Annotated in this window: 17 protein-coding genes; 4 read left to right on the top strand and 13 right to left on the bottom strand. The window is 67.0% G+C overall.

Annotated features, from left to right (window positions below; translation table 11 throughout):
• The first annotated feature begins 15 nt into the window (after positions 1-15).
• A complete protein-coding gene (locus OD997_RS16000; RefSeq protein WP_434332573.1) occupies positions 16-477 on the top strand; it encodes a hemerythrin domain-containing protein in 462 nt (153 codons plus the stop codon).
• A gap of 7 nt (positions 478-484) precedes the next feature.
• Here the strand turns inward: OD997_RS16000 and OD997_RS16005 are convergent, their stop codons facing one another.
• Positions 485-1,471, bottom strand: coding sequence for a glycerophosphodiester phosphodiesterase family protein (locus tag OD997_RS16005; protein WP_434332574.1), 987 nt, complete (start codon positions 1,469-1,471; stop codon positions 485-487).
• Positions 1,472-1,558: 87 nt separating this feature from the next.
• Between OD997_RS16005 and OD997_RS16010 the strand changes: the two genes are divergently transcribed.
• A complete protein-coding gene (locus tag OD997_RS16010; protein WP_434332575.1) occupies positions 1,559-2,488 on the top strand; it encodes a Bax inhibitor-1/YccA family protein in 930 nt (309 codons plus the stop codon).
• A 157-nt stretch (positions 2,489-2,645) separates the two neighbouring features.
• Positions 2,646-2,918: a GlsB/YeaQ/YmgE family stress response membrane protein gene (locus tag OD997_RS16015; protein WP_056309169.1), complete on the top strand. Its 273-nt coding sequence runs from the start codon at positions 2,646-2,648 to the stop codon at positions 2,916-2,918.
• Between the two features lie 102 nt (positions 2,919-3,020).
• Here the strand turns inward: OD997_RS16015 and OD997_RS16020 are convergent, their stop codons facing one another.
• The 11 genes from OD997_RS16020 to OD997_RS16070 form a co-directional block, all read right to left on the bottom strand.
• Positions 3,021-4,307, bottom strand: a complete 1,287-nt coding sequence (locus tag OD997_RS16020; RefSeq protein ID WP_434332576.1) for an RNA polymerase sigma factor — start codon at positions 4,305-4,307, stop codon at positions 3,021-3,023.
• 1 nt (position 4,308) lies between these two features.
• The gene (locus tag OD997_RS16025; RefSeq protein WP_056309173.1) at positions 4,309-4,737 is read right to left on the bottom strand and encodes a YciI family protein; all 429 of its coding nucleotides are present in this window, start codon (positions 4,735-4,737) and stop codon (positions 4,309-4,311) included.
• A 116-nt stretch (positions 4,738-4,853) separates the two neighbouring features.
• Positions 4,854-5,792 (bottom strand): L-lactate dehydrogenase, encoded by a 939-nt coding sequence (locus tag OD997_RS16030; RefSeq protein ID WP_434332577.1) that lies wholly within the window; start codon positions 5,790-5,792, stop codon positions 4,854-4,856.
• An 86-nt stretch (positions 5,793-5,878) separates the two neighbouring features.
• Positions 5,879-7,465: a glutamine-hydrolyzing GMP synthase gene (guaA, locus tag OD997_RS16035; protein WP_434332578.1), complete on the bottom strand. Its 1,587-nt coding sequence runs from the start codon at positions 7,463-7,465 to the stop codon at positions 5,879-5,881.
• A complete protein-coding gene (locus OD997_RS16040; protein ID WP_434332579.1) occupies positions 7,462-7,932 on the bottom strand; it encodes a DUF3817 domain-containing protein in 471 nt (156 codons plus the stop codon). The genes guaA and OD997_RS16040 overlap by 4 nt, the downstream gene beginning before the upstream one ends.
• A 41-nt stretch (positions 7,933-7,973) precedes the next feature.
• On the bottom strand, positions 7,974-8,954 hold the full coding sequence (locus OD997_RS16045) for a class I mannose-6-phosphate isomerase (protein ID WP_434332580.1): 981 nt from the start codon (positions 8,952-8,954) through the stop codon (positions 7,974-7,976).
• Complete coding sequence (locus OD997_RS16050; RefSeq protein WP_434332581.1) at positions 8,951-10,147, bottom strand: ADP-dependent glucokinase/phosphofructokinase; 1,197 nt, start codon at positions 10,145-10,147, stop codon at positions 8,951-8,953. Before OD997_RS16050 ends, OD997_RS16045 begins: the two co-directional genes overlap by 4 nt.
• 31 nt (positions 10,148-10,178) lie before the next feature.
• Positions 10,179-11,042, bottom strand: a complete 864-nt coding sequence (locus tag OD997_RS16055) for a ketose-bisphosphate aldolase (protein WP_210097225.1) — start codon at positions 11,040-11,042, stop codon at positions 10,179-10,181.
• Positions 11,043-11,087: 45 nt separating this feature from the next.
• Positions 11,088-11,933 carry a carbohydrate ABC transporter permease gene (locus tag OD997_RS16060; RefSeq protein ID WP_434332582.1) on the bottom strand — a complete coding sequence of 282 codons (846 nt, stop codon included), beginning with the start codon at positions 11,931-11,933 and terminating at the stop codon, positions 11,088-11,090.
• A gap of 2 nt (positions 11,934-11,935) precedes the next feature.
• Positions 11,936-12,859 (bottom strand): carbohydrate ABC transporter permease, encoded by a 924-nt coding sequence (locus OD997_RS16065; RefSeq protein WP_434332583.1) that lies wholly within the window; start codon positions 12,857-12,859, stop codon positions 11,936-11,938.
• Between the two features lie 82 nt (positions 12,860-12,941).
• A complete protein-coding gene (locus OD997_RS16070) occupies positions 12,942-14,237 on the bottom strand; it encodes an ABC transporter substrate-binding protein (RefSeq protein WP_434332584.1) in 1,296 nt (431 codons plus the stop codon).
• A gap of 250 nt (positions 14,238-14,487) precedes the next feature.
• On the opposite strand from OD997_RS16070, the gene OD997_RS16075 reads away from it, so the two are divergent.
• Complete coding sequence (locus OD997_RS16075; RefSeq protein ID WP_434332585.1) at positions 14,488-15,291, top strand: DeoR/GlpR family DNA-binding transcription regulator; 804 nt, start codon at positions 14,488-14,490, stop codon at positions 15,289-15,291.
• A gap of 91 nt (positions 15,292-15,382) precedes the next feature.
• Here OD997_RS16075 and OD997_RS16080 read toward each other — a convergent pair whose 3' ends face one another.
• On the bottom strand, positions 15,383-20,014 hold the full coding sequence (locus OD997_RS16080) for an ExeM/NucH family extracellular endonuclease (protein WP_434332586.1): 4,632 nt from the start codon (positions 20,012-20,014) through the stop codon (positions 15,383-15,385).
• Positions 20,015-20,192 lie beyond the last annotated feature (178 nt).

Here is a 20,192-nt window from a genome sequence, read left to right on the forward strand (position 1 = left end):
CCTAGACTGACCAGGATGGATGCCGACCGCCTGATCGCCTGGGACGACGAGCTCCGCCGGGCGCACACCCGCCTCCGCGCGGCACTGGAGGCGACACGGGCAGCGCTCGAGGAGGACGCCGACGCCCCGGATGCCGCCTCGGATCTCGCGCTGTTCTGCATCGGATTCTGCTCCGCGCTCGACGGACATCATCTGAGCGAGGACCGCGCCCTGTTCCCCGCCCTGCGCGAGGAGCACCCCGAACTCGGGGACGTGATCGACAAGCTCATGCAGGATCACTCGATGCTCGCGCACCTGCTCGGCGCGCTGCGCACCGCGGTCGAGAGCGGCGAGAGCGCGGAGACGATCGGACGGCACCTCGACGGCGTGGGGGCGATCATGGAGTCGCACTTCCGCTTCGAGGAGCGCGAGATCCTGGAACCGCTGCGCGCACTGCACCTGGATCGCGCCGTGCCGGACGTTCTCGGCCCGCTCTGAACCGGAGTCAGCCGCGGAAGAAGCCGACCCCGAGGTCGGGGTGGTCCACGAACACTCCGTCGACGCCCGTGCGGGCGATGACGCCCCATTCGGCCTCGTAGTCGCCGTACGCGCCCTTGCCTCCGGAGCCGCGGAATTCCGCCGAGAGGAAGGCGTTCTCAGGACGACAGGTCCACGTGAACACGGTGAGCCCTCTGGCATGGGCGTCGGGCACGATCGTGTTGCCTGCCGCGAGCAGCATCCGCTTGTTGACGCTGATGCCGTCGACCTGCCCCACCAGACCGTCGAGCCCCGTCGGCGTGACGGTCGCCCTGTAGGTCAGCGCCTTCTTGCCCTGCGCGACGAGCAGGTCGTAGGGACGCCCCGACGCCTCGATCAGGTAGATGTACGAGGCGGCGATGCCTCGCTCCTTCAGCTGCCCGAGGATGGTCGACTCGAAGCACTCGACGATCAGCGGCAGCTCTCCGTCGGCCCAACCGGCCGCGCGCAGGTCGCGCTCGATGAGCGGCGCGAGATCGAGCCCGATGCTCGCGAAGTACGTGGCGTGCTTGACCTCGAGCACGACCCCGATCTCACGGCCGTGCTCGACCGAGCCGTCTCGTACGATGTCGAGCACGTCGGTGAGCCGGAGGATGGCCTGCGAGCCGCTGAAGCTGGCGCTCGAGAGCCGCACCTCTGGGAGGCGTTCGCGGCTGCGCAGAGTCGTCAACTCGTCCCAGGTGAAGTCCTCGGTGAACCAGCCGGTCAGCGCCTGCCCGTCGACCCGCTTCGTCGTCTTGCGGTCGGCGAACTCCGGATGCTCGGCGACATCGGTCGTGCCCGAGATCTCGTTCTCGTGACGGACGATGAGCACACCATCCTTCGTCGCGACCACATCGGGTTCGACCGCATCCACCCCCATCGCGAGGGCGAGCTCGTACGAGGAGCGACTGTGTTCCGGACGGTAACCGGGCGCACCGCGGTGCCCGATCACGAGAGGCGATTTCCTGGGCACGCTCTCAGCGTAGGACACCCTGATGGCCCGGCATTCCGGGTATCGTGGAGGAAAGCGACCCACAACCCACTTTGGAGTGAGGCCCACATGAGCAACTTCGCCTTCAACAACCCGGCGTTCCAGCAGCAGGATCCGCGCAACGTCGCGACCTACCCGGGTGCGCCGCAGGGCGCTCAGGGTGCACAGGCCGCGTCTTTCCAGCACGGCACGATGGATGCTGCCGCCAACGCGCAACTGGAGGGCATGTACGCCGCTCCCCCGGCCGGCGCGATCGAGACCGACCGCATGTCGGTCGAGGACACCGTCTGGAAGACCGCCGGGCTCTTCGGCATCCTTCTCGTCACCGCGGCTATCGGCTGGTTCGTGACGCTCGGCGGCGTCGCGGCCCCCGAGCAGAACCCCTACGACCAGTTCCAGCCGAACATGCTGCCCTGGATCGTCGGCGCGCTCGGCGGCTTCGTGCTCGCCATGGTGATCTCCTTCACGTCGCGCAAGAAGGTCCGCCCCGCGCTGATCTTCGCGTACGCCGCGTTCGAGGGTCTCTTCATCGGTGGCATCTCGGCGTTCTTCGAGGTGCTCTACCCCGGAATCGTCTTCCAGGCCACACTCGCCACGGTCTCCGTGGTCGGCGTGACGCTCGCCCTCTTCGCCAGCGGCAAGATCCGCGCGTCGAAGAAGGCCACCAAGATCTTCATGATCGCCATGATCGGCTACCTCGTCTTCTCGCTCCTCAACGTCGTCCTGACGTGGACCGGCGTCCTGGGCGAGGGCGCGGCCTTCGGCCTGCTCAGCAAGGTCGAGATCCTCGGCATCCCCCTGGGTCTCATCATCGGCGTCCTGGTCGTCATCATGGCCGCGTACTCGCTGGTGCTCGACTTCGACCAAATCCAGCAGGGCGTGCGCAACGGCGCTCCCCGCAAGTACGGCTGGCTCGGCGCCTTCGGCATCATGGTCACGGTCGTCTGGCTCTACGTCGAGATCCTGCGGATCATCGCGATCGTCCGCGGCAACAACTGACGCTCGTCGCTCGAAGAGGCCCGTCTCCTTCCGGAGGCGGGCCTCTTCGCATACCCGGAGGCTTCGGCGCAAGGGGTTGGCTGATAATCAGCTGGGAGGGCACAGTGGTACACACGAGCCCTGGCACCCCGGGGCTCACGATACATAGGAGCTGAACATGAGCTTTCTCGGATTCCTTCTTCTCGGCCTCATCGCCGGCGCGATCGCGAAGCTGATCCTTCCCGGCAAGCAGGGCGGCGGATGGTTCATCACCCTTCTGCTCGGCGTCGTCGGCGCCTTCCTCGGCGGATGGCTCGGCAGCCTCATCCTGAACCGCCCTCTCACGGAGTTCTGGGACCTGGGCACGTGGCTCCTCGCCATCGGCGGCTCGATCATCGTGCTGCTGATCTACGGCCTGATCGCCGGTCGCGGCAGCAAGGCCCGCAGCTGACCACATCGCGCACCGCGCGGTGAACAGAACCGCCCCCGTCGGAAGCAACGCTTCGGACGGGGGCGGTTCTTCGTATGAAGGCGTTCCTCGTGCGGGTGGGCGTCAGCGCTCCGCGGCCCTGGCTTCGAGCAGCGCCCGCTCCCTGTCGTTTCCCGCGAGCGCGGCGGCGACGGCGAATTCGCTGCGCGCCTCCTCGTCACGGCCGAGACGCAGGAGCATCTCGGCACGCGTCGCGGGCAGTAGGTGGTAGCCGGCCAGAGCGCCCGAGGCCGAGAGCCGGTCGATGATCTGCAGGGCGGACGCGGGACCTGTCGCCATCGCCACGGCGGCCGCACGGTTGAGTTCGACCACGGGCGACGGGGCGATACGGCCGAGAGCCTCGTAGAGCACCACGATGCGGTCCCAGTCGGTCTCGTCGACGCTCGCCGCGAGCGCGTGGCACTCGGCGATCGCCGCCTGCAGACCGTACGGGCCGCGACCCGAGCCGAGCGCATCCGCGGCCGCCAGCGCGGCGCGACCGCGCGCGATACGCCCTCGATCCCAGCGACGCCGGTCCTGGTCGGCCAGCAGCACGGGTTCGCCGTGCGCGTCGACCCTGGCCGGAAAGCGGGCGGCCGTCAGCTCCATGAGGGCGAGAAGGCTGTGCACATCGCGCTCCCGCGGCATCAGCGCCGCGAGCACGCGCGTCAGCCGGATCGCCTCGAGGCTCAACTCCGGTCGCATCCAGTCGGGGCCGCTGCTGGCCGCATGACCCTCGTTGAAGATGAGGTACAGCACGCCGAGGATCGCACCCAGTCGAGCCGTGTGCTCGTCGCGGGGAGGCATCTCGAACGGCACGTGCGCTGCGGCGAGGGTCTTCTTCGCGCGGACGATGCGCTGCTGCACCGTCGCGGTGGGAACGAGGAACGCCCTGGCGATCTCCTCGCTCGACAGACCGCCCACCACCCGCAGCGTCAGAGCGACCTGCGCCTCTCGCGACAGCACGGGGTGGCACGAGATGAAGATCAGCCGGAGCACGTCGTCGTCGACGGCATCCGGGTCCCACGGCGGCGCATCCGCGGCCTCGGCCTGCTCGCGCTCCAGGTCGTGGGCGAGCACCGCCATGCGGTCGTCCAGCCGCTCCCTGCGGCGCCAGCCGTCGACGGCCTTGCGCTTCGCGACCGCCGTGAGCCACGCTCCGCCGTTGCGAGGGACGCCGTCGATCGGCCACTGCCGCAGAGCATCCACCAGCGCCTCCTGCGCGAGATCCTCCGCGAGACCGAAGTCGCCGACCGCCCGCGTCAGCGTGCCGACGATCTTCGCGGACTCGATGCGCCACACGGCGGCGACGGCGCGCTCCGCGGCACCCGTGTCGGGGGCTGAGCGCGCCGTCTCGCTGTCGTCGGTCATGTCACTGCTGGGCGCGGCGCGCCTCTTCCTCTTCGCGCCAGCCCTTCTCCTTCTCGATCCACTCGTTGTCGGCCGGGAAGTCGGACTCGTCGGTCACCCGTCGCACCTCGAGAAAGGAGCCTGCGCCGAGAGGTGCACGGCTCGCCCACTCGGCAGCCTCCTCGCGCGTCGACGCCTCGATGATCCAGAAGCCGTTGAAGAGCTCCTTGGTCTCCCCGTAGGGGCCGTCGGTGATCAGGGGCTTCTCGGCGCTGAAGTCGACCACGAAGCCCTCCGAGGCGTCGCTGAGTCCCTCACCCGCGAGCAGCACGCCGGCCTTGATCATCGACTCGTTGTACGCACCCATGGCTGCGATGACCTGCTCGAACGGCATCTCCTTGTACGCCTCGACCGCTTCGTCGTTCGAGCGCATGATCAGCATGTACTTCATGATGTTCTCCTTGGTGGGTGGGGCCGTCTTTCGACCCTCTCATTGAAGACGTCGAACGGGAACGACTCAGATCGACAGGCTCAACGAAGATTCTCGAGAATCTTTTCCCGAAGGGGTCAGCCGAGCTCGTCGATCGCCACCCGGATCGCGTCGGCTGAGGCCCGCAGCAGGCTCAGCTCACGCTCGCTCATCGGCGTCTCGGCCAGCGGCACCGCACCCGCAGCACCCACCACCGAGGGCACCGACAGCGCGACCCCGTGCAGCCCGTACTCGCCGTCGAGCACCGTCGCGACCGGAAGCACCGCCCGCTCGTCATGCAGCACCGCCTCGGCGATGCGGGCGCAGCTGACGCCGATCGCGAGGTTCGTGGCTCCCTTGCCTCGGATGACGGCGTACGCCGCGTCGCGCACCTCGATCGCGATCCGGTCGAGCTCCTCGGCCGTGAACGGCTCGTCGGCAGGCCAGTCGAGGATCGGCACGGACCCGATCGTCGCGTTCGACCACAGCGGGAACTCCGTGTCGCCGTGCTCGCCCACGATGTCGGCATGGACACTCGCCGTGCTCACGTTCGCCCGATGAGCGAGGCGCCAGCGCAGACGCGAGGTGTCGAGCACCGTGCCGGATCCGAACACCCTGTGGGGAGGGAGACCCGACACGCGCTGCGCGACGACGGTCATCACGTCGGCGGGGTTGGTGACGATGATGAACACGGCGGACGGCGCGCGTTCGACGAGCTGCGGCATGAGCTTCTCGAGCAGACGAGCGTTGATGCTCGAGAGCTCCATGCGGGTCTGCCCCGGCTGCTGCTTCGCGCCGGCCGTCACGACTATCACGTCGCTGCCGTCGACAACCGAGAGGTCGGAGCCACCGCTGACCGCAGCAGAGGTGAACTGCGTCCCGTGCGCGAGGTCGAGCACCTCGGCATCCACCTTGTCGGTGGCGATGTCGTAGAGCGCGACCTCGGCCGCACTCCCTCGGATCAGCGCCGCATACGCGACGCTCACCCCCACGCTGCCCGCACCGATAACCGTGATCTTCGTCCGCGCCTTGGTCATAGGCTCATCCTGCCCGAAATACCGCGAACGGGCACGGACCTGATGGTCAGTGCCCGTTCGAGGTCACAGCGGTGGGAGCTCCTGCGTCACTCCCACTCGATGGTTCCCGGCGGCTTCGACGTCACGTCGAGCACCACGCGGTTGACGTCGCGGACGCCGTTTGTGATGCGGTTCGAGATCTTGGACAGCACGTCGTAGGGCAGACGCGTCCAGTCGGCGGTCATCGCGTCTTCACTCGAGACGGGGCGCAGCACGATCGGATGCCCGTAGGTGCGTCCGTCGCCCTGGACGCCGACAGAGCGGACGTCGGCGAGCAGCACGACGGGGCACTGCCAGATGTCCTGGTCGAGTCCTGCCTTGGTGAGCTCCTCGCGAGCGATCGCGTCGGCCTCGCGGAGGATCTCGAGGCGGTCCTGCGTGACCTCGCCGATGATGCGGATGCCGAGGCCGGGCCCGGGGAAGGGCTGACGGCCGACGATCGCCTCGGGGATGCCGAGCTCGCGACCGATCGCGCGCACCTCGTCCTTGAACAGGGCGCGCAGAGGCTCGATGAGCTCGAAGTCGAGGTCATCGGGGAGCCCGCCCACGTTGTGGTGAGACTTGATGTTGGCCGTGCCCGCACCACCACCGGACTCGACGACGTCGGGGTACAGCGTGCCTTGCACGAGGAACTTGACGGGTGCGCCGCCCGAAGCCTTCGCCTCGGCGACGAGGTCGAGCTGCACCTTCTCGAACGCGCGGATGAACTCGCGGCCGATGATCTTGCGCTTCTCCTCGGGGTCGGTGACGCCCTGGAGGTGACCGAGGAAGGTGTCTGCGGCGTCGACCGTGATCAGTCGCACGCCGGTGGACTCGACGTAGTCCTTCTCGACCTGCTCGCGCTCGCCCTTGCGGAGGAGCCCGTGGTCGACGAACACCGCGGTGAGCTGGTCGCCGATCGCCTTGTGCACGAGAGCCGTCGAGACGGCCGAGTCGACACCGCCCGAGAGCGCCGAGATGACGCGAGCGTCACCGACCTGCTCGCGGATGCGCTCGATCTGCTCGGCGATCACGTTGCCGCTGTTCCAGTCGGATGCGAGCCCTGCGCCCTTGTGCAGGAAGTTCTCGAGCACCTGCTGCCCGTGGTCGGAGTGCTTGACCTCGGGGTGCCACTGCACGCCGTAGAAGCCGCGCTCCTCGTTGGCGAAAGCCGCGACCTTGGTGGCGTCGGTCGTGGCGAGCACGTCGAAGCCCTCGGGGGCCTTCGCGACCTGGTCGCCGTGGCTCATCCAGACGTTCTGCTCTGCCGGCTGGCCGCCGAGCAGAGTGCCGCCGTCACCCGAGATGACGGCATCCGTCGCACCGTATTCGCGGAGGCCGGTTTTCGCGACCTCACCACCGAGGGTCTGCGCCATGTACTGGAAGCCGTAGCAGATGCCGAGCGTCGGCACGCCGAGTTCGAAGACGGCCGGGTCGAGACGCGGGGCGCCCTCTTCGTAGACCGACGACGGACCACCCGAGAGGATGATCGCGACGGGGTTCTTCTCGGCGATCTCGGCGGCCGTGGCGGTGTGCGGCACGATCTCGCTGTAGACACCGGCCTCACGCACTCGGCGGGCGATCAGCTGCGCGTACTGCGCGCCGAAGTCGACGACGAGCGCGGGGCGCTGCTGGGTCTCGGACTGTTCGGTCACCGGACACCTTCCGTGGCAGGGGCGGAGGCCGAGGCGGCCTCCCTCGAAGCGAGGTAGGCCTTGACGTCGCGGGCGACGACGGCCTCCATGAAGAACGACAGGAGCGGGATGACGCCGCCGAGCGCGAGCAGGATGAAGCGCAGGAACGGCCAGCGCATCAGGCTCCACATCCGGAAGCACGCGAAGAGGTAGACGACGTAGAACCAGCCGTGCGCGACGAGGATCGAGAGCGAGATGTTGAGTCCGTCGCCGGTCGACTCGAGACCCTCAGGGCCCTCGACGACGGGAGCGAACCAGAGCAGACCGCCGGATCCTCCCGCGAAGAGCTCGAGTCGGATCGGCGTGTACTTCAGCACCATCTCGGCGACCAGCAGGAGCAGCATGACTCCGGTGATGATCGACGCGACCTGGTAGAACTTCAGCGCACCACGGATCGCCGGAAAGCTGGCGACTTTCGGTTCGGGCATGACTCCAGTCTAGCCGGGGAGAATCCGCGTCGAATCCGGCGTCAGGGGGCAGGTGGGCGCGCCACGAGCAGTTCGCCCGTGCCTGTAGCCGCGAGCGCTCCGGCCGCGTGCGGTACGAGCAGGGTCGATCCGCGGCGGAATCGCTGCGCCCCGATCTCGACATCGCCGTCGTTCACGATCACGATCGAGAAGCCCTGATCGACGGCCGCTGCTCCTCGCAGAAGAACCCGCTCGAGTCGGAAGTACTCATCGGCAGCCGCGGGAAAGACGGACCCGGACTCGGGGGCTGCGGAGATGAGCGACGCGAGGTCGCCGGCCGATCGTGCGGTCGTCGTGACCGCGGCGAGCGCGAGGTCGAAGCCGAGGCCGAGATGGCCGACCGCCGCCCCGTCGATCGCGAAGTCTCCCCACTCGAGAAGGATCGACAGGTCTTCCGGCTGCTGCAGCTCGAGCAGCAGCACGCCGGCGCCGATCGCGTGCAGCTCGCCCGGCGGCACCCAGACCACATCTCCTGCGGCGACCTCGATCTCATGCAGCAGACCGAGCAGCGTCGTCGCGTCCTGTCGTACGACGAGAGCGGACAGATCGGCTGCCTCGACGTCCTGCCGCAGGCCGATGTGCACAGTGCCGCCCTGCAGGATGTACCAGGCCTCGGCCTTGCCGTGCGCTCGGCCGAGGTGCATCGCCGCGAAGTCGTCATGCGGGTGCGCGTGCACGGGCAGCCGCTGCCCGGCATCCAGGAGCTTCACGAGCAAGCGGGTGTCCGTTCCCCACCGGGCGACGTGTTCGTCACCCAGCCAGGCGACCGGATCCCGCTCGATCTCGTCGCGCAGCACGCGTCCGTCCGGGAGCGTGGTGAGACCGAGCTCGGGCTCGCCGTTGACGGTGGTCGTCGAGCCGATCCAGTCCTCGGGCTCGCGGGGCGCGGCGCCGCCGTCTTCGCCTCGGAAGGCGCTGATGCGTGCACCACCTCGGTAGAAGCGCTCGGCGGGCCGGTTCGGCGGCAGCAGGATGGGAATCATACGGTCTCCTTCGATCGCACGGCTCCCGCAAGGAAGCCCCCGACGAACGTGTCTCCGAGGCCCACGGTGGTCGGGGTGGGGACGTCGAGCGAGAATGCCGCGACGCCCACACAGTCGGGCAGCGCCGCCTCGATGGCCGAGACCAGGGCCTCCCCTCCCCCGTGCCTGGGCATGTCCGCGGTGTCGTCGACGTCTGCGGCGGTCAGGCCGTCACCGACGCGATAGCGGGTGGCGGCGACGAGGACGGCACTGTCGAGTGCAGCACGGTGTCGAGCCGCATCTGGTCCCACGGCGATCGCCCAGTGGCGCGTGTGCACCACCAGAGCGCGAGCGGGGATGATCATGTGCGCCTCACGCAGCGCGCGGATGACGTCGGACGGGTCGAGCAGGTTCACGGACCGGCCGAGGTACTCCTGCAGCTCGTCTTCGTTCATGCCGTAGACGTCGATCTGCGGCAGCAGCCGGGCTCGCACGGTCTCGGCGAAGCCTCGCGTGTAGAAGCCCGCATCCTCGTAGTAGACGAGAGCGTCACCCGGAAGGCTCTGCATCGCGCGCTGCACCTCGATGAGCCGCTGCTCGAGCAGGTCGTGATCCTGCATCGTGTTGAAACCCGAGACGAGGAAGACCCCGGCATCCGACAGAGATGCCGGCAGATCGGCCGAGAGCAGCATCCGCCGGTTGGGCGGGTCGTTCGCGAAGATCAGCCGATTGGGCGCGGGCGACAGCACGTCCCCGTCCGTGAGGCGCACGTGCGCGCCGACCGGGTACTGCACGATCAGGTGCGGATCGAGGGTGTCCTCGGTCGCCGAGCAGACGTACGAGATCCCTGCAGGGAGCAGCCGACGGACGTTGTCGTCGATGCTCACCAGGTGCTGCACGCTCGGGATGCCGAGGGCGTCGAGCACGAGCCCCGCCCGCACCCCGGTGCCGCCGAGCGTGATCGCGAACTCGAAGTGCGACACGAACTCCTCGATCACCTCGGACGAGGCGACGAATCGCTCCGCCCCGGTTCCCGAGGCGACGAAGGCGAGCACCGCCACCAGCAGCGAGCGTTCGTCGGTGATCGGCGCCGTGGTGGTGAGCTCGTGGCGCCGCACGCCGTGCGCATGCGCCAGCCTGTCGAACACCGATGAATCCCACCGGAGCTCGTAGTCGACGGTGCCGCCGAGTCCGAGTACGAGCGTTCTGTCCACGTCGCCGATCATCCTTCCGAAATCCGCCGATTCAGTACAGCGAGGCCTTGCCGTCTGCTCCGAACAGGTCGATCTTCTCAGCAGCCGTGACTTTCATGGCTTCGAGCGCCGCCGGCTGGATCGCGTTCGGCTCGCGCAGGCGCTCATCCGTGCCGAGCACTTCGCGCATGCGGTTGTGGTACGAGACCTTGATGTCACTGGAGATGTTGATCTTGTTGACGCCGAGCTCGACAGCGCGTCGCAGTTCGGCGTCCGGGTTGGACGATCCGCCGTGCAACACGAGCGGGATGCCGATCGCGGCCTTGATCTCCTCGAGCAGGTCGTGGCGCAGCTCGGGGTTCTTGTCGCTCGGGTAGAGGCCGTGCGAGGTGCCGATCGCGATCGCGAGGCTGTCGACCCCGGTCTCCTCGACGAACCGCACGGCGTCTGCGGGGTTCGTGTAGATGATCTCGGCCGCACCGGACTCGCCGTAGCTGTCGTTCGCGCCGATCGTGCCGAGCTCGCCCTCGACCTGGATGCCCACCGCGTGAGCAGCGTCCACGACCTTGCGGGTCAGCGCGACGTTCTCGTCGAACGGCAGCAGCGAGGCATCGATCATGACCGAGGTGAAGCCCGCCTTGATGGCCGTGATGATCTGCTCGTAGCTTCCGCCGTGGTCCCAGTGGATCGCGACGGGCACGCTCGAACGGTGCGCGCGGGAGTGCATCGCCGCGATCAGGTCGGTCGTGATGTGAGACACCTCATCGGGGTGGATGGCGATGATGACCGGAGCGGCCTTCTCCTCACTGATGTCCATGATCCCGTTGAACATCGCCCAGTCGCTGATGTTGAACGCCGGGATGGCGAAGTTGTTCTCATTGGCGACATCGAGGATGGATTTGCCGGTGTAGAGCACGTGATTCTCCTGTTTCGTGGTGGTCGTTGATGCGTCGGCGCGACGTCAGCTCTTCACGGACCCCGCCGTGAGACCGCTGATGAAGTACCGCTGGAAGATGAGGAAGAGGATGAGCACGGGGATGGATCCGAGCACGCTCATCGCCATGATCTGGTTCCACTCGTACGAGTGCTGTCCCATGAGCAGCTGGATGCCGATGGGCACCGTGCGCATGTCGATCGTGCGGGTGAGGGTGAGCGCGAACAGGTACTCGTTCCAGGCGATCATGAAGGTGTAGATGCCGACCGACACGATGCCGGGGATCGAGATCGGCACCAGGATGCGCCACAGGGCGGTCATAGAACCTGCGCCGTCGACGCGGACGGCCTCGTCGAGCTCCTTCGGCAGGGTGTTGAAGTACCCGGTCATCATGATGATCGCGTAGGGCAGCGTGAACACCATGTAGGTGAGGATCAGCCCGAGGTACGAGTTGTAGAGGCCGAGCGCGACCATCAGGCCGAAGTACGGGATCAGCAGGGTGATCGGCGGCACGGCCTGCACGCTGACGATCACGACGTTCAGGATGCGCTTGCCCCGGAAGTCGAAGCGGCTGAACGCGTACGCCGCCTGGATGGCGACGAGCAGCGTCAGGACCGTGACGGAGCCCGCGACGACGTAGCTGTTCAGGAAGAACCGCATCGTCTCGGCATTCGTGAAGATCGCGATGTACGCGTCGAACGAGAACGTGTCGGTGACCAGTCGCGGCGGGAGCTCGAAGATCTGGGTGTTCGACTTGAACGAGCTCGAGAGCATCCAGAGCACCGGGCCCGCGGCGAACACGGCACCGAGGATGAGGCCGATCATCACGCCCGTCTTGGCGACGCGACGCTGGTTCTGAACGGTGAGAGCCATGATCAGTCCCTCGCTTTCTGGTGACGGACGTAGAAGACGGCGAGCACCATCGACATGAGCAGGACCAGCACCGCGGAGGTCGCGGCGAGCGAGAAGTCGTACTTCGCGAATGCGAGCTTGTAGGTGAAGGTGCTGAGCACCTCGGTCACGTCGATCGGTCCGCCGCCGGTGGTCATCCAGATGAGGGCGAACTGCTGAGAGGTCCAGATGAGATCGAGCAGCACGAGGCTGATGATGATCGGCCTGAGCTGCGGGATGGTGACGTTCCAGAATCGCTGCACCGCACCCGCCCCGTCGACGGTCGCGGCCTCGTTCAACTCATTGGGGATGCCCTGGAGACCGGCCAGCAGACTGACCATGAAGAAGGGGTACCCGGCCCAGATGTTGATGAAGATGATGGTCCCGAGCGCGAGCTGCGGCGAGGCGAGCCATTCGATGTCGGTGTTGAGCAGGAAGTTCACGACGCCGTTCGGGGCGAGGAGCATGCGCCACAGGACGGCGATCACCGCGACCGTGAAGAGCCACGGCAGAACGTACAGGGCCCGGAAGAAGGAGCGCGAGAAGCGGCCGAGCAGCGGGCTGTTCAGCATCATCGCGAAGGCGAGACCGATCACCAGGTGCGCCACGACGCTCGCCACCGTGAAGAGGATCGTGTTGCCGGTCGCCTTCCAGAAGCGAGGATCGGACAGGATCTCGACGTAGTTGCCGATGCCGACGAACTCGGGCGACTTGTTCAGGATCACGTTGTCCTGGAACGAGTACCCGATCACCATGACGATCGGCACGATCATCAGGACGAAGAGCAGGATGATCGTCGGCGAGAGGAAGGCGTACGACTCGGTGGTCTTGCGCAGCTGCCGCCGGCGACGCGACATCGCGACCCCGGTGACGATCACCTCGGTGTCGTCGGATGTTCTCAGACTCATGGGAAGCATGGCTCCTTGGTTGGTCGGGTGCCGCATCGCATCGGTCGCGATGCGGCACCCCGTTCATTCGGGAAGCGGGCGGTCAGAACTCCGCTTTCCAGCTCTCCTGCGCCTTCTTGAGCGCGTCGTCGATCGACTGCTGCCCGTCGAAGGCCGACTGCAGCTGCTCCCCGAGCTGACGCATCAGTTCCTCGGCGACGGGGAGTCCGGTGAACTCGTTCGCGGGGTATCCCGCCTGGTAGATGTCGAACGCCTGCTTGAACAGCTCGTCATCGTTCACGAAGTCGGGGACCGACTTCGAGTTACCGGGGAAGGCCTTGGCCATCGTCGAGAGCTCCGAGTTGGTCTGCTCGCTCATCAGGAACTCGACCAGCTTGAACGCGGCGTCCTTGTGCTCCGAGTTCTCGGCCACGCCGATGCCCCAGGATGCGTAAGGGATGCCCCGTTCGCCGTCGTAGCCGTCCTCGGCAGGGAGCGCCGAGATCGAGAACTTCAGGTCGGGGTTCGTCTCGCGGATCAGGTTGATGTGCGCGAGCGAGTCGATCATCATGCCGACGCGGCCGTTGGTGAACTCCTCGACCTTGTCCTGCTCCTTCATGGTGAAGGAACCGGAGGCGATCGAGCCGTCGTCCCACATGCCGCCGATGAACTCGACCGCCGAGGTGACATCGCCGTTGGTCAGATCGGGCTGACCGTCCTTCAGCATCGATCCTCCCGATGCCCACACCCACGACATGACGTCGTTCTGCACGCCGTTCGGTGCTTCGAGCGAGAGCGGGAGCACCCAGCCCGAGACGTCGCCGCCGAGGGCCGAGACCTTCGATGCCGCATCCGCGAACTCCGTGCGTGTGGTCGGCGGGGCGGAGACGCCCGCGTCGGCCAGCAGCGTGTCGTTCGTGAACATCGGGTAGACGAAGTTCACGACCGGGATCATGTACGTGCTGCCGTCGACCTGGATCTGGCTCGCCAGCTCGCTGTCGTCGTAGTCGTTCTCCTTCATCAGAGCGGTGAGGTCGGCGATGACGCCCTGCGAGGCGAAGTCGTTGACCCACGCGCCGTCGAGGCCGACGACGTCCGGCATGGTGCCGGATGCCGCTCCCGCGAACAGCTGCTCCTTGGTCGATGCGTACGGTCCGCTCACGAGCTTGACCGTGATGCCCGGGTTGGCGTCTTCGAACTCGTCGATGAGCGCCCGGAACTCACCGTCGGGGAGCTCGGGCTCCCACCACTGTGCGAACTCGATGGTGACGTCTCCGCCATCGGATCCATCGGTTCCGCTGTCGCCGGCCGCGCAACCTGCCACGGCCAGGACTGTCACGGCTGCTGTCGCTGCGCCGGCGAGCTTCAGAATGCGTCGCCCTCGCCCCACTGTGATCATCACTTCTCCTCTTCGAGATCGTGCCGCACACGCGCTTCGATGCTTGTTCGTGCGGTTTTGAGCCATGTTATGCCGACATTTGCAGGAACGTCAAGCGCTTATCTGCATGACTTCCAACATGTAACTACAGATTTCATGACTGTATCCCTGTTTTCCCCGCGAAAACCACCTGGGTCAGACCGGAATACTGGATGCCGTTATCTGCCGAAGTCTGCCGACTTTTCTGCACACATGTGCTAGAGATGACTGCATGGACGCAACCGCACCGTCGCCGAAGCGACGACTCCCCGCGGGCCGGAAGGCCGACCTCGCCGCCTACGTCGAGCAGATCGGAGAGGTGACCGTGGGCGGTCTCGCGGAGCACTTCCACGTGTCCATCGACACGATCCGGCGCGACCTCGACCAGCTCGATCGCGAAGGCGTCGTCATCCGGACGCACGGTGGCGCCGTCAGCGCCGAAGGGCAGTTGAAGGATCGCGCGCTCGATGTGCGTCTGCGGATGCAGACGGAGGAGAAGGAGAAGATCGCGCGCCTCGCCGCGAGCCTGATCGACGACGGCGCCGTCGTCATGCTCAACGCCGGGACGACGACCCTGGCTCTCGCCCGAGCCCTGCGGAATCACCGCGACCTGACGATCGCCACGAACAACCTGCGGATCCCTGCCGAGATCTCGCCTTCAGCCTTCCGCGACCTCTATGTCTTCGGCGGGGCCGTGCGGGCGATCACGCAGGCGACGACGGGGCCCGTCACGTTCACGATGACGCCCGGGGGGCCCGAGGTCGACATCCGCTGCGACCTGGCGCTGATCGCCGTCGGAGCGATCGACGAGGCAGGGTTCTCGACGTCGAACATGGGTGACGCGAACATGATGTCCGAGATGATCCAGCGCGCTGAGCGCACCGCGATCCTCGCCGACTCGTCGAAGTTCGGTCGCCGCCTGTTCGCGCAGGTCACCACTCTCGACCGAGCGGACTACCTGGTGACCGACACTCCCCCGGAGTCCGCGTTCGCCGCCGCTCTCGCGCAGGCCGAGGTCGAGGTCATCACCGCCTGACACGCGAACGCTCGAACACACGACGAAGGCCGCCGGGATCTCTCCCGACGGCCTTCGCCTCTGTCATGCCTGCGTCACACGCCCGAAGGCGTCAGAACCACCCGTGCAGGAGGTCCCACAGCCAGTCGAGGATGTCACCGATGATGCCGCCGATCCCGCCCGCGCGGTTCACGGTGACGGTGGCCGTGGCCGCGTCTCCGTCAGCCTGAGCGACGGCGACCGTGTACTTGCCCGGCTGCGTGCTCTTCGGCACGGTGACCGAGGTCGAGAAGGTGCCGTCCGCCTTGACCTGGACGGTGCCGACCTGGGTGGCCGCACCCTTCTTCGATCGCAGCTCGACCGTCACGGTCTCGCCCGGCTCGTACCCCTCACCGGTGACCTTCAGCTTCTTGCCTGCGGTCACCTTCGAGGATCCGAGGTCGATGGAGCCCGCGAACTCCGCCGGCTCCTCGCCCGAGATCGTGAACGGCACCTGCACCGTCGTTCCCGTGCCGGCGACGGCGACGGTGAGCACCTGCTCGCCGAAGACGCCCGAGGGAACGGTGAAGCTGAGCGACGCGCGCCCCGCCTCGTCGGTGGTGTCGACGATCGTCGGATCGACGGCCCCTGCAGCGAGCTGCGTGCCGCCGAGCGAGAGCGTCACCTCACCGGGTGCCTGCTCCCCCGCGCTGAACGCCAGCGACGAGAGGGCGACCGTCACCTGGTCGCCGGCGCTGTAGCCGTCGGCATCCGGCGCGCTGACCGAGACACCCACCGCACGCTGTGCGAGGTCGGGGGTCGCGGTCTTGTTCGCGTCGAACCAGTCGACCATCGACTGCAGGTCGATCTTCCCGGTGTCGCGCTTGCCGGTGCCCTGCTTGAAGGTGAAGAAGTTGTCTCCACCCGCGGCGAGGAACGAGTTGGCTGCGACCGTGTAGTTCGCCGCCGGATCGATCGCGGTTCCGTTGAGCGTGATCGACGTGACCCTCGAGCCCGCAGCCGCGGCGGGGTCGTACGTGTAGACGAGCCCCTCCGAGACGCCGAGCTTGAGGAACGGACGGGCGGAGCCGGCAGGCTGCCACTGCTCCTCGAGCACGCCCTTCAGCTGAGCGCCGGTGAGGGTCAGCGTCACCAGCGTGTTGGCGAACGGCTGCACCGTCGCCGCCTCGCGGTAGGTGACGTTGCCGTTCGGGTCGTTCGCGTTCGACGAGGCGTACGTCAGGTTGGCACGGATGCCGCCCGGGTTCATCAGCGCGATGTCCGCGCCGGTGGACCACTTCTGCACGTCGGCCACGAAGTTGCCGATGGTGGACTCGCCACCGCGGTTCTCCGACCCGTTCGTCTGGCGAGCGCGGTTGAAGTCTGCAGTGATGTCTCCGACCTTCACCGCACCGAGAACATCGGCGTCGGCCTTGGCCTTCGCGACGATGTCGGCGACTGCGGGGACGGCGGGATAAAGCGCCTGCCCGTTCGCCGTGAGGGGCTTGATCTCATTGGTGATCGAGATCAGTTCCTTCGTCTTCGGATCGACCTGCAGGTTCATGAGGCCGAGGTTCTCACCGTACTGACCGGCCGAGATGACCGGGCGCCCGTCGATGACGTGGTTGTACGCGAGGTGGGTGTGCGCCGACACGATGGCGTTCACGTCCTCATCGACCCCGTACACGATCTCGCCCAGGGGCGAGTCCGGGGTGATGCTCGACAGCTCGACGCTGGAGGCGCCCTCGTGGACGAGGAGGATGACGACATCCGCCTCACCGTTGGAGGGGTCTCCGTCGCGCAGGTCGTCGGCCACGGCGTTCACCGAGTCCACGATGCTGCGCACCTCGAGGTCCGCGATGCCCTCAGGGGACACGAGCGAATCGAGGTCCTCGGTCACCGCTCCGACGAAGCCGACGCGCACACCGTCAAGTTCCTTGACCCAGGCCGGGGCGAGCGCGGGCTCGCCGGTCTCGGTCACGAACACGTTCGACGAGATGTACTCCCAGTCCGCGCGGTCCTGCACGCGGTCGCGCAGGTCCTCCCAGCCCTGGTCGAACTCGTGGTTTCCTGCCGCGCTGACGTCGAGGCCGGCCGCGTTGAGTGCGTCGATCGTGGGGTTGTCGTCGTTGATGAACGAGGTGAACGTCGACGCGCCAATCAGGTCGCCGACGCCGGCGAAGATCGTGTTCGGGTTCTCCGAGCGGAACTGCTGCACGGCTCCCGCGACGACAGCCGCGCCTGCGGCAGCGCCGTCGGCCTCGATCCGACCGTGGAAGTCGTTCATCGTGACGATGTCGATGCTCACCGGCGGGATCTCGGACGAGACGCCAACGATGATCGGGTCGTGGTCGCTGGAGCGGAACGGCGTACCCGCCTCGGTGGCGCCGAACGCGTAACCGCGGTCGCTCCACTCCGGGGAGTTGATGCTCCACACACCCGCACCCGTGATCGATGCGGCCAGCGACGGGGACGCCAGCACGTGGTCGAGCGAGCCGAGCTCGCCGTCGAACGTGTAGGTGTGCTGGTCGGGAGCCTTCTCGCGAGCGACGTCGCTCCACCCGGCCGTCGTGAAGACCTCGATCGGGTCTTCCTTGGCGTAGGCGTTGAAGTCGCCGATCAGCAGGATGTCGCTGCTGCCGGTAGCCTGCTCGATCTCCTCGGTGAAGCCCTTGAGCGAGTTCGCCTGCTTCACGCGATCAGCGTTGAAGAAGCCCTGGCCGTCGGCCGGCTCTGCACCACCGCCCTCGGGGGCCGACTTCGACTTGAAGTGGTTCGCCACGACCGTGACGACGCGGCCGTCGATATCGAACGCCTGAGCGATCGGCTCGCGGGCGTTGCCCCACACCGTCTCGTCGGTCACGGTCAGGCTCTCGCCCACCGTCTCGACGTCATCCTTCTTGTAGATGATCGCGCTGGTGATGAAGTCCGTCGTGGCCGAATCGTTCAGCTCGTCGGGCGTGCGGACGTAGTCCCACTCCTCACTGCCGAGTGCGTCGTTGAGTCCGTCGACCAGATCGGCCAGCGCCTCGTCGAGCGAGCCACCGAGCTTGATCGAGTTCTCGATCTCCATGAGCGACACGATCTCGGCGTCGAGGCCGTTGATCGCCGCGACGATCTTGGACTTCTGGATCTCGAACTGAGCCGCGTTCGCCGCGCCCCGAGCGTTCGAGTTCTCGCTCTTGAGCGTCGTGAAGTAGTTGAAGACGTTGAAGGACGCGACCTGGACGTCGCCGCCCACGGCCGGAGCCGAGTCGGAGCGCGGGTTCGTCGCAGCGAAGCCCACCTTCAGCTCGTCGGACGATGTGTTGTCGATCGGCACGACCGGCTGCAGACGCCAGTCGTCGAAGCCGTACTGCAGCACGTACCCGTTGTCGCTGAAGTCGACGGTGTCGCCGTTGCGGACGACGAGGTCCTTGGTGAAGTAGGGCTGATCATTCGGGTGACCGTTGTTCGTGACCTGGATCGACCAGCCGTCGTCGAGGAGGATGCGGTTGGCGCGGTTGGCCGCAGCGATAGCCGCCGCCTCATCGCCCGGTCGCACGGTCTCGGTGTTCTTGACGTTGAGGTCGGCACCGGCGTTCAGCCAGAGAGCCCCAAAGTTGTAGAGCTGGTGGCTCGATGCGACGCGGTACGTGCCGGCGGGTGCGACATACATGTTCTCGTACTGCTCGCGGTCCGCGCCCTCGACCGAGTCGGGAAGCGGCGTGAGAGCAGGAACCCCGACGCCCGCCTGCACCACGGAGATGCCGGACAGAGCCGCGGGGTTGATCTGCGTCTGGCCGAAGTACTCGCTGACCGATCCCGTGACCGAGACGAGGTCTCCGATCTCGAGGGTCGGAGCCAGCGCGTTGAGGAAGACGAAGACACCATCCGACGCACCGGGCGTCGCGTCGATCTCGCCGCCGGATCCCTGGGTCTGGATGACGATGCCCTTGTAGCCGCCCGTGCGGTAGTCGGCCGTGACCACGCCCTCGACCGTGACGGTCTGGCCGTTCAGCGGCGAGACGTCGGTCGTGCCCTGAACCTCGGCGATCGAGACGGCGGTCGGCTCGGGCTCGGGGTCGGGGTCGGGCACAGTGCCTGTGTTCTGCGGCGTGATGGTCGCAGAGAGACTGAAGTCCGCTCTGTTGTCGTCGGTGTCCTTGCCGCCGGTGCGGTTGAGCGACTTGACGTCGGTGTTGCCGGTCGGCGGCGTCGCCGCCGTCGTCTCGAACGTGTTCGACGTGCCGTAGCCGAGGACATCGATGACCCCGTCGACGCCCGTGACCGAGCCGGGGGTCAGCGTGACCGCGGCGGTGCCGTTCACGAGCGCGAGCGTCCCGTTCGTGCCGCTCGGGTTGAGCGTGCTCACCGCGTCGGCCGTCGGCAGAGCGGCACCGTTGGCCCCGTTGCTGCCGGCCTGCACGAGGTAGTGGCCGCCCGCCGGGATGACGCCGGTCAGCGGCGCGACACCGTTGGAGGCGCCGGTTCCCGTCGCCGATCGGTACTGCAGCGAGAGTCCGTCGAGAGTGACGGGTGCCGCGGTCGGGTTGTAGAGCTCGACGAACTTGTTCGTGAACGCCGCACCTGCGCTGCCTCCGGAGAGGTACGCCTCGTTGATGACCACCCCCGTCCCTGCGACATCGGCGGATGCGGGCGCTGCGATCAGGGCGCTGGCGCCGAGAGCTGCGACGCAGGTGGCGGCGAGGACGCCGAGACGCCCCCGACTTCTGCGATCTGACCCCGGAACCTCGCGGTTCACGGCGTCGGGAGCGGACATCATCTGTGTTGTCTCCTCGGGTATCGTCTGGCGACGGCTCTCGTGAAACCGTGGCTGCGCGCTCTCAGCTGACGCACATGTGAGCGAGCATACGGAGGCCCTCGGACAACCTCAACGGAGTTTTCCGATTGGTAACCAAGCCCTCACCGAACGTCGGAAACCACCCCTGACGAAGGTGGAA

This window comes from Microbacterium sp. CGR1 (genome assembly GCF_051062835.1).
Taxonomy (GTDB): Bacteria; Actinomycetota; Actinomycetes; order Actinomycetales; family Microbacteriaceae; genus Microbacterium.